Annotated in this window: 11 protein-coding genes; 3 read left to right on the top strand and 8 right to left on the bottom strand. The window is 49.4% G+C overall.

What is annotated here, in order from left to right; translation table 11 throughout:
- Window positions 1-27: 27 nt before the first annotated feature.
- Entirely contained in the window at window positions 28-1617 is a 1590-nt protein-coding gene (locus H9I36_RS00750; protein WP_187383481.1) for a transglutaminase domain-containing protein, read from the top strand.
- 205 nt (window positions 1618-1822) lie between these two features.
- Here H9I36_RS00750 and H9I36_RS00745 read toward each other — a convergent pair whose 3' ends face one another.
- From H9I36_RS00745 to H9I36_RS00725, 5 genes are all read right to left on the bottom strand, one after another.
- Window positions 1823-2248 (bottom strand): type II toxin-antitoxin system VapC family toxin, encoded by a 426-nt coding sequence (locus H9I36_RS00745; protein ID WP_187383480.1) that lies wholly within the window; start codon window positions 2246-2248, stop codon window positions 1823-1825.
- Window positions 2241-2480, bottom strand: a complete 240-nt coding sequence (locus H9I36_RS00740; RefSeq protein ID WP_187383479.1) for a DUF6364 family protein — start codon at window positions 2478-2480, stop codon at window positions 2241-2243. Before H9I36_RS00740 ends, H9I36_RS00745 begins: the two co-directional genes overlap by 8 nt.
- Window positions 2481-2523: 43 nt before the next feature.
- The gene (locus tag H9I36_RS00735) at window positions 2524-2772 is read right to left on the bottom strand and encodes a hypothetical protein (protein ID WP_187383478.1); all 249 of its coding nucleotides are present in this window, start codon (window positions 2770-2772) and stop codon (window positions 2524-2526) included.
- A 131-nt stretch (window positions 2773-2903) separates the two neighbouring features.
- The gene (locus H9I36_RS00730; protein ID WP_187383477.1) at window positions 2904-3149 is read right to left on the bottom strand and encodes a hypothetical protein; all 246 of its coding nucleotides are present in this window, start codon (window positions 3147-3149) and stop codon (window positions 2904-2906) included.
- A 102-nt stretch (window positions 3150-3251) separates the two neighbouring features.
- Window positions 3252-3824, bottom strand: coding sequence for a hypothetical protein (locus tag H9I36_RS00725; RefSeq protein WP_187383476.1), 573 nt, complete (start codon window positions 3822-3824; stop codon window positions 3252-3254).
- Between the two features lie 189 nt (window positions 3825-4013).
- Between H9I36_RS00725 and H9I36_RS00720 the strand changes: the two genes are divergently transcribed.
- Both H9I36_RS00720 and H9I36_RS00715 read left to right on the top strand, forming a co-directional pair.
- Window positions 4014-4964, top strand: a complete 951-nt coding sequence (locus tag H9I36_RS00720; RefSeq protein ID WP_187383475.1) for a magnesium transporter CorA family protein — start codon at window positions 4014-4016, stop codon at window positions 4962-4964.
- Window positions 4965-5143: 179 nt separating this feature from the next.
- The gene (locus H9I36_RS00715) at window positions 5144-6106 is read left to right on the top strand and encodes a formylglycine-generating enzyme family protein (protein WP_187383474.1); all 963 of its coding nucleotides are present in this window, start codon (window positions 5144-5146) and stop codon (window positions 6104-6106) included.
- Window positions 6107-6233: 127 nt separating this feature from the next.
- Here H9I36_RS00715 and H9I36_RS00710 read toward each other — a convergent pair whose 3' ends face one another.
- From H9I36_RS00710 to H9I36_RS00700, 3 genes are all read right to left on the bottom strand, one after another.
- Window positions 6234-6923: a metallophosphoesterase gene (locus H9I36_RS00710; protein ID WP_187383473.1), complete on the bottom strand. Its 690-nt coding sequence runs from the start codon at window positions 6921-6923 to the stop codon at window positions 6234-6236.
- A gap of 114 nt (window positions 6924-7037) precedes the next feature.
- Window positions 7038-9398, bottom strand: a complete 2361-nt coding sequence (pbpC, locus tag H9I36_RS00705; RefSeq protein WP_187383472.1) for a penicillin-binding protein 1C — start codon at window positions 9396-9398, stop codon at window positions 7038-7040.
- On the bottom strand, window positions 9395-15082 hold the full coding sequence (locus H9I36_RS00700; protein WP_187383471.1) for an alpha-2-macroglobulin family protein: 5688 nt from the start codon (window positions 15080-15082) through the stop codon (window positions 9395-9397). The genes pbpC and H9I36_RS00700 overlap by 4 nt, the downstream gene beginning before the upstream one ends.
- Window positions 15083-15266 lie beyond the last annotated feature (184 nt).

Below are 15266 nucleotides of genomic sequence, written 5' to 3'. Positions count from 1 at the left end.
TGTATCGTTTTTATAATCACGATGCAAATGCGGCGAAAACCCGTCATCGAAAAACTCGAACCTCCCATCGGCGCTCCGGGCGATCTCGTCGTCATTAGGGGAAAACATTTCGGCAGCATCAGAAATGAAGGCTATGTCGAATTCGCAGGCAGCAAACTCACCGCAAGCTCATACATCTCATGGACGGACACGGAGATCAAAGTCATCCTGCCCGCAACTATCAGCGACGGCCTCGTCTTTGTCGGAACGAAAACGAGTCGATCCGAACCGTCTTTTTTTACGAACGAGCGGGAGATACCCGTAGCCGTCCGTCCGAAAGCGCAAGTCTCCGTTCCTATTATCGCATCGATTTCAAACCCCGCTCCGACAGTAGGCGACCTCGTCGTCATATTCGGAAAAAATTTCGGCAATACGCACGATACGGCCGACGTATATTTTACGACGGAACGGGAAACCCCGCCGAACCGCAGTGCCCTTTCATACGAAACCGGAGCGGTCGGCACATTGTACATCCCTGCAAGCAAAAGCGATTTCGATTACGAATTTTGGAGCGATACCGAAATCCGCGTGCGCGTTCCCGACGGAGCAGCTTCCGGATCGCTGTATGTCGAAACGCCCGCCGGTCGTTCCGCTTCGCAAAAAATCGTTATCGATCCTCGCGCCGGTTCGAAAGCGTACGGCATGCAGCGCACCTATATCGCCCAGCTTGCAGCCGATATAAACAATATCGAAACAAAACAGCCGGCGACGATCAGGTTTTATTTTCCGCGTCCGGTACTCACCGCAGCCCAACCTTTTGCCGAACTCAGCGAATGCGATCCCGAACCCGCAATCGCCGATTATCAAAATACGATAGTCCATCAGCTGCAGGCGACTAAAGGTCCGTCGCCCGCAAAACGACGCTTTTCACAAAATTTTGTTATTTCGGTATACGAAGTCAAAAGCACCGTCCAGCCGAAATACATACGGCCCTATGACGATATGAATAAAGCGCTCTACGCATCGGCGACGAGGGCGGATAAATTTATTCCGTCGGACGACAGAGCCGTTACGAACCTTGCCGCAGCAATCGTCGGAAAAGAGACGAATCCCTATGTCAAAGCGAAACTCATCTATACGTATATGCTCGACAATTACAAACTGCGCGATGCCGCCTCAAAACCCGAATCGCCCCTCAATCTTATAAAAAGCAAGCGGGGCGACGCTTATTGTTTTGCGCTTCTCTACACTGCGCTGTTACGGGCGGCGGGCATTCCCGCGCTTACGGACTGCGGCGTACTCGTCGATCGGGATCTCCATACGCGCAATCACTGGTGGTGCGAATTCTATCTGCACGGCGTCGGATGGATTCCCGCCGATCCCTCCCTCGGTGCGGGATTGTCGTATGAAGGCTGGGGTGAAACGGGAGACGCACGAAATTATTATTTCGGCAATCTCGATTCGCAGCACATCACGTTCAGCCGCGGTATCAACGATTTGAAGCCCGGTGCGGGCAACACGAAAATCGTACAGCATCCGCGCGGCTATGCGCTCCAATCCGTCTGGGAAGAATCGTCGCAGGGCACCGTTCAATACAGTTCGTTTTGGGCGGATCCCGCCATCCTCGGCGTGTATTAAAAAAGCATAACGAAGGGTATGTTGTTCTCATAAGGCGTTTGCTGTCGGGCTTTAACAACCTCAGTTACGTCGCGGCATATGAAAAAAGATTTTTACTTTATTCAAAAAAATTATTTTTCTTCCACCGCACAAGGCATCTGTCTAACAACCGGTTGTACCGCACACGGACTTGACCCCTTTATCGGCTACAAAGCTTTTTCGAGTCTTATTTTTTGTTATTAAGCCCCTCTATATATTGCTGAGGAGTCTGGACAATCAATTTCGGATTCTTATAATCGCAAACATTTCTTGTGATGATAAATTCTATCTTACCGTCCAATGCCGTAAAATATTGCAGTGCATCTTCAAAATCCGAAAGCTCCGAATTTAAAGCCAAATCGACTTCCTTTGCATTCACGGAAATCACATCTACAATAATCCTGAGTTTCCTTAAACTTTCTTTTGCTTTTTCAATCCCTAAATGCTTACGAAGCAAGTAATAAATATTTGCAAAAGCTAAAGAAGTTGTAACAAGCTTTGCCTTTTTCTCATCACCCAAAGAAAGAATTTGAGCGGAATATTCATAAAATCGCTCACGCTTTTCAAGCACATCTAAAATGACATCGGAATCGACAAAAAGCACTTTACTCATACTTTGATTCCAAGTAGTTTATATAATCGCTTTTGTCGGTTTTCTCAACAGGAATTATTCCGCTTAATTCTTGAACCAGCGGCGATATTTTTCTGTTCTTCGATTGAGAAGAAAGCAAATTTCTGAAAAATGATTCAGCGATCTGTGATATGCTGGAATTATTTTCGGAAGCATATCCCTTCATTGAAGAAATAACGGAACTGTCCATGCTTAAAGTTAATTTTGCGTCCATACGAACCTCATTACGTATAGAATAACAAAATCCATACGTAATGTCAAATAAATTTGAATAAAGCATTAAAAATCCGAGAAAAAATATTTTCTTCGGGTTTTTCGTCCATTGTTTTTTTACTCATAATTGAAATACCGAGTATTTCTTGGGAATTTGAAATTATATAAGGGGCGGAAAGTATTTGAAAAGCCTTTAAATATGTATCTTTCCCTTTTCGAGAAGAAAGGGATTCCAGTTTATTTTTAATATAGTCTTTTACAACTATACATGCCTCATCGTAATCATCGATCAAAATGTATAACTTTATTTTAAAAACAGTTGTTATAAAAGTTGCAGTACCTCCGTAAATTTTATTCGCGCGGAGGGTTTAATACCCCGACGCTTGCGTCGCAACGAAGGGTATTAAAGCCGACTGCAACCACCTTATGAGAACAACATACCCCGACGCTCGCGTCGGGGTTGTTGATTCATATTTTCACCTTCAACATAAGTTGGAATTTTCATTGAAGCTAAAATACTTCGAATAAGCATACAATCTAATTGAGAACTGAGATTTAGAAAATGCTGATACTTTTCTCCTTTTCTGACATTTTCGAAAAACAATTCTTCAAACTTACTGTAATCGATATTTTTTTCATTTACATTTGTTTCATCAATCTTGTCATCCATTTTTTAGTTCCCATGCGGTTCGGTAAGCCGTCACATTCGCTTAATCTGCAACAGGGCTCAGTCCCGTTTGTCAGCGTTGAAGCGGGTGTTAGGCGAAATTTTTTATGTATTTTTATTCTCTTTCCACGTTATATAATCTTTTTTGACCTTCATATCTTTTAACTTAGTCCATGCTTCCAAAGCGTCTTCTCTTGTTGCATTTTTTTCATTCGCCAGATAATCGCTTATAAAATTATTAAATTTACAGGATGGAATTTGCGGAAGCCTTCCTTCAGTTTGGTTTAACCGAATATATTCACAAATAACATCATCATAAGTTATTTTTTCACCATGAGAAAGTTTATTTTCAATCCAGCGATTAAGCCAATATTTTGCACCCGATTTCGGTTTTAATCCCGGAACTCGTTTATCCATTTCACTCTGTATGAATTCCCACGTCTCTTTTTTGTTGCTGAAATTTTCAACATACGTATGATTATTCAATATATCTCTATTCCGATTTTTAATCGGAAAACGATTCTTTTGATTTACCGTTCCGGTTTCCAAAAATTGAATAATCAACGCCTCAAGTTGATCTTTTCGTATTTTTGAATCAAAAGGAATTTCAAGAAATTTTGCTAATGCTTTGAGTTCACCCATGTACCAATATGTATTCTCAAATTCGTTTATTGTCATAGAATCTTTTACTTATGTACCGTAATTATTATGTAACCGTATGCATTAATGGTGATAATAATATTATTTATAATAATTTTATACCCTCATATTACTATACCACAGTATCGTCCGAAAAGACAACATTTTATATTGTCCCATTTTCGTTCATTGCGCTTTGCGCTTTTTTCTGCTAAGATTTCACCCGCGATGATTTCTTATTGGCAGCAAAAAAACGGACAATTCGTCCGCGTCCCCGGAAAACGCTTGAATACCGAAAACCGCACGTGGGTCGACGCCCGCAACGTTTCGAGCATCGACGCTTCACTTCTCGAAACGAGCTGCGGCATAGATTACGACCACATCGTCGATATCCTCGACCCCGACGAACTTTCGCGCATCGAAGAGGGAGACTCGTACGTGCTCGTCATCATACGAATGCCGGTGTACGATGCGGCTGCGGAAGTGTCGTTTTATACGATTCCCCTCGGTATCGTGATCGAAGGAAATACGATTATTACGATCTGCTCTTCAAGCTGCGACATACTCGGCGATATCGCTTCGGGTGCCATAAAGGGAATCTCGCTCGACGATTTTCCGGCTTTTATCATCAAACTGATGAGCCGCGCCGACACGACGTTTTTGCGCTATCTAAAAGAAATAAATCGTCAGACGACCGCCATGCAACGCGAACTGCAGGGACCGATCGAAAACAAAGAAATCGTCAAGCTTCTCAATTTGCAAAAGTCGCTCGAATATTTTACGACGTCTCTTACAAGCAATCAGCTTTTGCTTCAAAAACTTCGCAGAACGAAATTATTAAATCTCGACGAAGACGATTACGATTGGCTCGACGATGTCGACATCGATAACAAGCAGGCGATCGGTATGGCCGAAACCTACAACAATATCCTCGCGGGACTCATGGACACTTTTACGTCGGTCATTTCGAACAATTTGAACGTCAGCATGAAACGCCTCACCGTCATCAATCTCGTGCTCATGGTGCCGACGTTTATCACGAGCTTTTTCGGCATGAACGTACCGCTGCCGTTTTCAAGCAACGGGTGGGTCGGCATGTTCGTCATTTCAGGCGGCTGCATCCTTACAACGATCATCACCGCGCTCATGCTCCGCGATCGCACGTCGATAAAAAAATAATCGGTACCGCATCCGCGCTCGGCCTGCAGGTTCATTCGGCAAATCGAATTACGTTGAAACCTTTTGTAATTTTTTATATTTTAATAACGAGAAGATATGATAAAAAAACACCGTCCGAAATATCGTCGTCGCTGAGGTCGGATGCAAAAATCGCTTGAGCGTTTTCTTTTGGAGAACTTATGAAAAAATATGCTATCGTACTGATTTCAGTAATTTTTTGTACGGCATTTCCGCTCTGCGCGAAGGGCGGAAGCGATACATTCGGCGGCCTCGATATGACGCGGCCGACCGACGGAAACGCCGTCCATACTTTCATCATCGGCGAAAACAGTCAAACCTATACGGCCGAACGTACCGTTTTGCCGTTTAAAATCAATAAATTCGAAACGACATACGCGCTTTGGTACGCCGTGCGTATAGACGCGGAAGGGCGCGGCTATGTTTTTGCAAACCCCGGACAGGGCGGCTCGGAAGGCAGACGCGGCGGCGAGCCGACGGACGAAGATAAATATTTTCCGGTTACGGCGATAAATTGGTACGATGCGATCGTGTGGTGCAATGCGCTCAGCGAAATCGAAAATAAAACGCCGTGCTATTCGTATAAAGGAAAAGTGCTGCGCGATTCGACCGATACCGCTTCGTGCGACCTGTCCGAATGCAACTGGAACGCCGACGGCTATAGGCTGCCGACGGAAGCCGAATGGGAGTACGCCGCCCGCATAACGAAAAGCGGCATGCAGCGAGGCGATAAGGCAAGCGGCGAAACGGGGGATGAAGGAAGAGATGACGCGTCGTTTGTCGCATGGGACTGCAGCAATGCGGATGCTCCTCGGATCGTCGGAACGGCAGGCACGGTATTTACACCGGAAGCGCCGCCTGCTCCCGGATCGGGAAATGCAAACGGAAGCGGCATATACGATATGAGCGGCAACGTGCTCGAGTTTTGCTGGGATTGGTTTGCCGATTACACGGAGCAAAAAAAGGAAGTGCGGTATACAGGCCCCGCATACGGTTCAAAACGCGTAAGCCGCGGCGGAAGCGTTTCGGAATACACGCCCTTTATCAACGCGGGCGATCGCTACGCATTCGATCCGAACGAATCCTATACTTACATGGGCTTTCGAATCGCATCGAGCGAGTAACACAGATGATCGGAAAAATTCGAGTTTTTTCGTGCGGGATCTTGTCTCACATACCGCACCGGAGTATGTTGATTAAACCTGAAATCGAATTAATAATTGTTAATTTTTCGTTCCCACAGGATCGCCGCTATCGATCCGTCTTTCGAAGTTCCGCGTCTGCGACGCTCCACTCGCCGTCGTTTTCGGCGATTTCCATAACGGCATAATTTCCGTCGAGGAGTGCACCGGGGTTGATCACCGTCGTCGCTCCGATTTTATCGATCGCCGCCCCTTCGTGAATATGTCCGGTGATAACGGCGAGCGGTTTTATCCGTTCTATAAATTCGCGGAATTTTTGCGAGCCCGCGTGCAAAGCCGGATTTACCGCATCGCACTTTGTATCTTTCGGCGGATTGTGGGAAATGAGTATGAGATTTTTCCACGTGCCGCCGCTCTTTGCCGAAGCGCGTTCGACGACGTCGAAATCCGACAGGAGTTCGTCTTCCGTTCGTTCGTTCGGCGTCGTACCGGTAAACTTGCTGCCGCCGCCGCTTCCCGCGATGCAAATGCCGTCGTGGTAGACGAGCGCGCCTTCGACGCTGATATCTTTTTTTTCGATTTCGTGTAAAAAATCCGGTTCGTCGCAGTTTCCGATAACGGAAAAGATGACGTCGTGCTTTTTGCACAAAGCTTCGAGCGCGGGCAGACCCGTTTCCGCGTGCTTGAAGGCGGCGAAGTCTCCGCCGAACAAAACCGCATCGACCGCTTTAAACTCTCCCTCGAGTTTTTCGAGCGCCGAAATATTTCCGTGTAAATCGGATATGACTAAAAACTTCATAGGCTTCTCCCGTTTTCTCAGAACAGTATACACCTGTTTTAATAAAAAAGACAGCGGGGCGAAAATCACATGCGATGCGCACATGGCTCTTCAACGGAGTCCGAAGTGCCGGCTCTAGTCCGCGCTTCGAATCTTTACCGTACAAGAATCGCTTCTGCCTTTGCCGTCGGCGACGGTGAGTTCGTAAATGCCGGGAGACGGTCTCCATTCGTATTTTTCGCCCGGCGCGCTTTTACAGATAAACGACGCGCCCGAAAACCAAAACAATTCTTTCGTATCGGCATCGGCGGACGCGCTCAAAACGATGGTACTGCGCGCGGGATCGGACGAGCGGAACACGTATTCGGTATGTTTGAGAGGCGAGCGTATTTCCGGCGGATAGCCGCTTTTGTATAAACCGCTTTTGCTTTGCTCGGGCGGATAATCGGGAGGAAGAAGCCGCGGCAGTCCCGCTTCGGCAAAAAGCGCCTGTAAATCGCTCGGCCAAAATTCGCGCACGACTTCTTTGCAATACGGCTTTCCGGTTTCATCGGTGCGGTAGCCGCTTCTCGTGTCGATCGTTATCTTTCGATGAATGCGGCACTTCGCTATCGGCGACACTCCGGGGATAAACCACGCTTCTTCGGTATTCGGGCAGTCGTCGGTCGGAACGGCACCCGACACGGAACACACGCGTATCTTCGTCACTCCCTCATGCGGAAACTTCAAGGATACGCCGACTCTGCCCGACGCGATCATACTGTCGGCGATGGCAAAAAAAAGAGGAGCTGCGGCACTGCGTCCGAGAAAGGCATTGTTTCCGACGCCGTCGAAATTTCCTATCCACACGCACATCACGTACTTGCCGAAAAAGCCCGCCGTCCACGAATCGCGGAAGCCGACGGACGTTCCCGTTTTGTAGGCGACAGGAACGGCTTTCGCTTCGGCAGATCTTGCTTCGACGGGCGGAGGATTCTGCTCGAGCATTTTGCACACGATAAATGCAGCTTCGGGCGAAAACAGTCGATGCTCTTTAAAATTATTAATTGTTAATGCGTCGTCGATTGCCGCACGGCTTTCGCTCATAACCGTTTTAAGCGGCCGCTCCGTGCCTCCGTTTACGAGAGAAGCGTACAGCGTCGTAAGTTCGAAGGGCGTTACGTCCGCGCTTCCGAGCACGATCGAAAGTCCGTAGCTGTCCTTCGCTTTGAGAGCGGAGATGCCCGCGTCCGCTAAAAAATCGTAGAGGTCGGGATTTTTCAATTTCCGTGCGAGCGTTATTGCGGGGATATTGCGGCTTTCCGTAAGCGCCTGCCACGCTTTTATCGGGCCTTTAAATGTGTTGCCGTAGTTGTCGGGCGTATATTCGCTGAAGCTCGACGGCGTGTCTTTGAGCATCGTACCGTAATGGATGATCCCCTGATCGAGGGCGAGCGCGTATATAAAAGGTTTCAGCGCGGAGCCGGGCGAACGCTTTGCAATGTTTCCGTCTACCTGCCCCTGAATGGCATCGTCGTAAAAACGCGCCGAACCGACTGCCGCAAGCACTTCCATCGTTTCGGAATCTGCGAGAAGGACTGCAGCGTTCGTAATGCCCAAATGCCGCTTCCTGTTGATAAAAAAACGGATGCGCGATTCAACGAGTTCCTGCAAATTCGAATCGATTGTCGTCTTAATAATTTTTTGCGGATGTGCGCGATGCGGTCTTTGCAATTCGAGCATGCGGGTATAGTGCGGCGCTTCGTCGGGAAAAGCGCAGACGAGCTGAGGATGAGATGCGACGAAAGAGCGCTCGCCGCTTGCCGCCGGACGTTCCTTTATCCATTCGTCGAAAAGCGAGAGTCTCGCGTCGATGAGTTCGTCCGGGACACGAGATGCGGAGGGACATCGCTTTGCGGGATTTTGCGGAAGTACGCAGAGCATGAGGCGCTGCGGCAGATCCGTTTTTTCGATGCTTTTTCCGAAAAAATAATAAGAAGCCGCTTCGAAGCCTTCGATATTCTTTCCGCAGGGTGCGAGGTTGACGTACGCGTCGAGTATGTCCTGTTTCGAATACAAAACTTCGAGGCGGAGCGCTAAAAAAATCTGCGCGAGTTTTCCGGGAATGCTTCGCGTGTACAGACGGTATTTCAATTTTGCTGTCTGCATCGTAATCGTCGACGCGCCTATAACGCGCGATCGCTTTACGTAGGTTTCCCAGCCCGCGCGTATGAGGGATGCGGGATTGATGCCGTGATGCAGGTAAAAGCGCCGGTCTTCCCGAAGCAAAAGCGCTTCGAGAAATTCTTTCGGAAATTCCGTAACGGGTTTATAAATGCGAAAGCGTTCGTCCGGCGTCAGGTATACGCGAAGGAGTTTTCCGTTTCGATCGGCATAGGCGCCTGAAAAAGAGATGCCGTCGAGGATGCCGTTCGCTTTGCTGCGGACGACATCGACAACGCAAAAAAGCAGCAGCGCTCCCGCAACGCCGAGAGCTGCCGCATGACGCTTTTTCATTTATCGGAGATCGTTATGCTTTTTTGCGGACGGAGCGCGCGCTGCGTGCCGTCGTACATCGCTTCGGCAAAGAGCGGCGGCACCGTGTACTTCCCTGAGTTGACGGCTCGCACTTTGTACGTGAACGTTTTAAGTTCCTGCGTCACAGTTCCGAAGAGCACGATGCGGTCTTCGCGTATGTCCACGTAATCGGGTTTCCAGCCGGTATCGCTTTCGCGTACGGACGCGATATCCGCTTCCAAACCGCAGGGCAGCATATCGACGACGGCGACGTTGCGTATCGATCTGTTTTTCGTCGAACGGACGTTCACTTTTACCGTCACTTCATCGCCGAGTTTTACCGCATCGATTTTTTTGCCGTTCGCATCGACAAATTCGCGGTACACTTCGATGCCGTCTTTCGTTTCGCCTGAGGGGATATCGTGTAAAAATCCGCCCTGCGTTACTTGATAAAAGAGATTCGTCTTTTCCTCGTTCGTCAAGCGAAGTTTTTGCGCATCGGATGCGAACTCGGCGGTAAAGACTTTTTCGCCCTGCGGCGTAAGCGTCTTCGTCGTTTTGCCCGATTCTTCGACAACGGTAAATTTTCCCGTTTCAGATGCGGGCATTGCCGCGAGATAGCTTTTTATCGCGATGAGCGTCATCGCGGCCGAAAGGGATGCGTAACGGCGGTGAACGATTTCGTCTTCGATCGATTCGAGCAGATGTGCGGAAAGGGCGGAAAGTTTTTCGGGATAATATTCCGAAATGAGGTAGAGGTACGCCGATTTGAAATACAAGTCATCTTCGAAAAAGCCGATGGTATCGGCCGTTTTGACCCCGCGTTTTACGCGCGAGACGAGCTTTTCGCCTTCCGACGCCATGCCGAGCATTTTATACGATGCGGCGAGGAAAACGCCCGCAACGGAAGCTTTATCGTCGCGATCCATATCTTTGCGCAGAGAATTGATATAATCCGTCGTCACCGTTTCGTTCCGCGTGAGCACGTAAACGCAGAACGCGCGGCCGTATACGCCGCCGTCCGTGTCGGCAGCCCTCTTTTTCAAAACGCCGAGCAGATTGTTAAAAAATACGTCGGGGACGTAATAACCGTTTTCGCGCGCGTCTGTTAAAAACATTGCACAGTATGCGTCGAGCGCAGCCCAGCTTTCCGAACGGTGCGTCCAAAATCCGATCGAACCGTCCGACTTTTGTCTCGACTGAAGAGCTGCGACGACATTGTCGATCGCTTCCTGCGCATCGGCCTTCGTTTTGCCCGACTCTTTGAGCAAGTTGGGGAAGAGGTAGGGATAGCCCATACTCACTTGCTGCTCCGAACAGCCGTAGGGATATTTTTCGAGATAAAACTGCAAACCCTTTGCCAGCCCGCTCGGCAGATACGAAAGCGCGATTTCCCTCGTCGCGTATTCGTTGTACATTTTTTTATCGACGTCGACGCTCGCTTTGTCTTTTGTAACGCGCCCGCTCGTAAGCCGCACTTGATACGGCATGGACGGGCGGACGCTCATCGAGGAAGTGATGCGCGACGAATGCGAAGCGCCCTTTGCAGTAAATGCGATATCCGCAGCTCCGAGTACGTCATTCGTTTTTATGCCGAACGTCGCCGTCGCATCCCGCCCTTCGGGGATCTTGAGCGTTACCGACTGCGCGGATGTGATCGAAAAGTGAGCGGTCGGAACGGCGCTGAGCACGACGGATGCATCGCTGCCCGAACCCTTATCGTTGTTCGTTACCGTCACCGATATGTCGAAAGTATCTCCGGGGGACGCGAAAGTCGGAGCATTCGGCACGATGACGTAAGTGTCTTTTATCTCCGACGACGCCTGTGCGACGCCTATCGCCTCGGACGACACGGCGACGGCCATAACGCGGAGGCTTCCGTTGAAGTAATCGGGAATGCGGTAGGTAAGGTTTCTCTTTTGGGGCCCCGTGTCGACGATGCCCGACCAATAAGCGGCCGGCTCGTTTTGTTTTCGCTTAAACGGATTCAAATTGTGCGCGAGCAGATCGTAGTCTTCACCGCCGCCTGCTGCAGCGAGCGTACGGAGGATATTGTATTCGGGCAAAACCAAATCGAGCACTTGAGACGTCGAAACTTCGAGCGCGCGCTTTTTAAAAAAGTATGCAAGCGGATCGGGCGTTTTATAGCGCGCAACTTGCAAAATGCCTTCGTCGATCGCCATGACGACGATTTTCCCCGGCCTCTTACTCGAATACGAAATCGTGTAATCGGTTCCGGGCTTGGCTTCACGCGCTACATCGAGCGTGATTTCGTTTGTACGCCGCTCGAGGCTGACCGAAAACGGAACGGCCGCATAGCAGAAGGGACTCATGTAGATTTCTTCGGAGTCGTAGGAGCGCGCGTACATGATCGTGATATAGCCGTTTCCTTCAAGTCCCTGCGGAATCGCAATCGCCTGCAGAGAGGACGCGCCGTCGGAACGGAACCATTTGTACGTATACACTTTATCGCGTTCGACGGCGATGAGACCGCTTCCCGCATACGGCGCTTTGATAAAAAGCTGCGCCGTGTCTCCCGGACGGAAATCGCTTTTTTCCATCTTTACTTCGAGTTCCGCGGTACGCGACAGGCTTCGCTGCAAATTCTTTTCACCGATAACGGAATACGGCGTTTTATTAAATTCGAGACCTTCTCCGTTTTTCAGCGTCAGCGTAAAATCGCCTTCATCCGAAACGGGAAGCCGATATTTCAATCCCGCTTCGGGGATCGTAACCGTTTTCGTAAATACCGGATATTCTTTTTTTACCGATTGATATCTATACGCGCCGTTCGGCTGTTTGACGAGCACGGACACGTAGCGGTTTTCCGTGACGGCAAGTTCGACTCCCGACACCGCTCTCTGTTTGAGATCGGGGCCGACTGCGATGAGCGTCAGTTCGCGCGCCGAATCCTTTTTGATGTATGAAAGATCGCCGTCGGCTTTTACACCGATGAGATATTCGAGCGGGGAAACGTACACCGACGACTGCGAAGAGACCGCACGGCCGCTGCCTTTTTCATAACCGTCGGCCGTAAAGGTCATGCGGTACGACGCTTTGGCAAATTTTTCGACGTCGAGCGCAAACTCAGCCCGTCCCTCATCGTCGGTCGTCTTTTCGTCGAGCGTTTCCGTATACGAATCTTTTCCGGTATACGGATCGGAAAATACGTAGCCGCGGTACTGCGGAAAACGCATATATCCCGGAGCGAGCGAAATCTCCGCCGAAACTTTATTGCCCGCCGCGACCGTGCCGAAGAGGTTTCTCAGCTTTACGACACCCGTAAGCTTTGCCGGCCGGATCCAGCCTAAAGCCGGAAGCGGGTCGAAAGCCGTCGAAATCGAAAGCGTATCCGGCAAAAATTCTTCGACTTTGACCGTTTCGTTTCCGAGAAAAACGCGTTCGATTTTTCCGTCGGAACGCTGTTTTCTGAAATATGCGGAAACGTTGTATTCGCCGGTCGGAGAGTAGGACTGCGTGGCGAATTTGATTTCTTCAAAGCCCGCGTCGTTGAGCGCGAATTCTTTATCGACTATCTCCGTGCCGTTCGGATCCGTAACGACGTAGGCGAGAGGTGTTCCTGCAAGGCTCTTCGCCCAATCCCCCGCTTTGACGATGAGACCGAGCTTTGCGGTATCTCCCGGCCGGTAGATGCCGCGGTCGGAAAAAATATAGGTGTGAATCGCATCGGGGTCGAGCGCGCCGTATTCGCCGCCCGTATTGAAATCCGAATAATCGAGCGAGCGTCCGTAATCGGCATACGGCATAAACGCGAAGTCGCCTCCGTTTATCGCAGTATAGGCGACGGGACGATGTTCCTTGTCGTTCATCGAAAGAGCGGGAAGCGTTACGTGACCGTCGGATGCCGTAATGCCCGAAGCGAGCGTGTCGCCGTTGAGCGCGACGACTCGTATTTCAGAGCCCGCAAGTGGCCGTCCCGTCGCAATCGACTGCACGAATACGTCGCAGGTTTTATCTGCATTTTTTTTAACGATGATCCCCTGATCGGTTACGAGGATGAGCCGCTCGTCTCCGTGCCCGTTTTTTTCGCTCGACACGCGGAACAAAAAGAGACCGTATTTGAGATGCTGCGACGGGATCGAATTCAAATAGCTTGAAAAATCGAAGTTCGTGTACGACGGTTTTTTCGCGCTTGTCGCAGCGACCGTAGCGTCGGAACGATAGACCGCACTCACATTGTTTTGATTGAAGATATAGTCGTAGTTGAACGAAAAATTTTTCATATCGCCGTTCGACATCGACGCGATGTGATTGATTTCGTCGCTCTGCATGCGCCACACCGTGTAGTATACTTTGTCGACGCCGCGCGTAAGCACTGGAATCTTTTTGCTGCCGCGCATCGAAATGATCGTACCGTCCGATAAAATCGTCGTCTCTTTCGGATAGGAGCGCACCTTTACGACTTCTCCGTGAGGGTCGGTCAGATAATAATCGCCGTAAAATTTTGCGCCGTCTTTTACCGTGACGTACAGATACGTGCCCGGCTTCGCATCGATTACAAACGAATGCATCGTATCGTATTCGAGTTCCGACGGCAGCGCCGTAAACGAAAGCGCTTTACTGTTTTTAATAACGGTGTCGGTAACTTCTTCTTCGCTGTACCACTCGTAATCTTTTTCGCCGCGTCTGCCCGGTTCTGCAGGTTTATCCTGCGGCAGCTCGTATACCGAAAGCGCGCTTTGCAAATTATCGGCGCTTATCTTCGCCGTCGTTTCGATCGCGATCACCTGCTCGTATTCCTGCGCGTCGTTTTTGACAAGGGTAAAATCTATCGATTCGATTTTAGCATAGCTTGAAGAACCGGGAACGGTAACCGAAGCCGTCATCTTTTTCAAAGGCGATCCGCCCGAAGCCGATTTGATTCCCGCCGCAATCGCGATGTTCATCGTTACGTCTTTTGCAGGCACGCCGAGCGGTTCGGATGCAAAAAACGCCGTGCGCTTATCGTCGCTCAAACCTGCCGTGACCGTATAGCTGCGCTTTTCGAAAGTACCGCTTTTCGGATTTTTCATATCGGGAGAAAGCGAGACGAGCTTTTCTATGCCGTCGGAGTTTATCGGAAAATTCGCACGAAGCGAAAAAGAGATATATTTTTTTGCGGGATCGGCGGCGTCGATGCAGAATTCCTCATCTTCGATTTCCGCATAAAAATCGTCGGTTGAAAATTTTGCCGTATACGAACGGATTTTAACGTGGTCTGCAAAATCTTTTTTTGAAAATGAAATCTGATACTGCGTACCGAGCGGCCACGGTTCGGAAGGCGTAAAGACGAGTTCGTCGGAACCGATCCATCGCCATTCGCCGGCCATATCGGGTTTCATCGCTATGCCGCCGGCAATGATTTTATCGGCATCGTCGATTTTCGCCGCGGAACCGTTGAATGAAATGACGAGCGGATCTTTCGCATTTTCGAGCAAATCCGGCTCTTCGACCGAATAACCTATTTCCATTTTGACCGGCATCTTCGACTCGATAAACACCCACGCGAACAAAGCCGCAACGGCGAGCACGATGAGACCGACAAGGGACGCAAGCGAAATGAGCGCGATTTTCCGCGCCTTTTTAAATCCGGCTTTATTGCGGAAAAAAAAACGACCGATCGCCTTCATCCATTCAGGCGCTTCATATTTTCCGAAAATTTTTGACCACGCGATTTTACCCATACAGCTGTCTCCAAATAAAAATGCGATATGCCGCCGCAGATTTCAAAAAATTATACCGTTTTAATCTTTACTAAACAATCGCAGATCACTATGATAAACGGGACGAAATCGATCGAATACATATATACGGCCATGCGGAAGAACGCTGGAAGAGACGCCTGCATCGGCGCCGCTTTCAGCTCAT

It is taken from the genome of Treponema sp. Marseille-Q4130 (assembly GCF_014334325.1).
GTDB lineage: Bacteria > Spirochaetota > Spirochaetia > Treponematales > Treponemataceae > Treponema_D.
The sequence above is the reverse complement of the archived record's forward strand: the minus strand, read 5'-3'. Positions and strand labels throughout refer to the sequence as shown.

Coding starts and splice junctions, on each gene's coding strand:
- H9I36_RS00715 (WP_187383474.1), top strand. CDS start 5,144: ATGAAAAAATATGCTATCGTACTGATTTCAGTAATTTTTTGTACGGCA.
- H9I36_RS00710 (WP_187383473.1), bottom strand. CDS start 6,923: ATGAAGTTTTTAGTCATATCCGATTTACACGGAAATATTTCGGCGCTC.
- H9I36_RS00720 (WP_187383475.1), top strand. CDS start 4,014: ATGATTTCTTATTGGCAGCAAAAAAACGGACAATTCGTCCGCGTCCCC.
- H9I36_RS00730 (WP_187383477.1), bottom strand. CDS start 3,149: ATGGATGACAAGATTGATGAAACAAATGTAAATGAAAAAAATATCGAT.
- H9I36_RS00700 (WP_187383471.1), bottom strand. CDS start 15,082: ATGGGTAAAATCGCGTGGTCAAAAATTTTCGGAAAATATGAAGCGCCT.
- H9I36_RS00745 (WP_187383480.1), bottom strand. CDS start 2,248: ATGAGTAAAGTGCTTTTTGTCGATTCCGATGTCATTTTAGATGTGCTT.
- H9I36_RS00750 (WP_187383481.1), top strand. CDS start 28: ATGCGGCGAAAACCCGTCATCGAAAAACTCGAACCTCCCATCGGCGCT.
- pbpC (WP_187383472.1), bottom strand. CDS start 9,398: ATGAAAAAGCGTCATGCGGCAGCTCTCGGCGTTGCGGGAGCGCTGCTG.
- H9I36_RS00725 (WP_187383476.1), bottom strand. CDS start 3,824: ATGACAATAAACGAATTTGAGAATACATATTGGTACATGGGTGAACTC.
- H9I36_RS00740 (WP_187383479.1), bottom strand. CDS start 2,480: ATGGACGCAAAATTAACTTTAAGCATGGACAGTTCCGTTATTTCTTCA.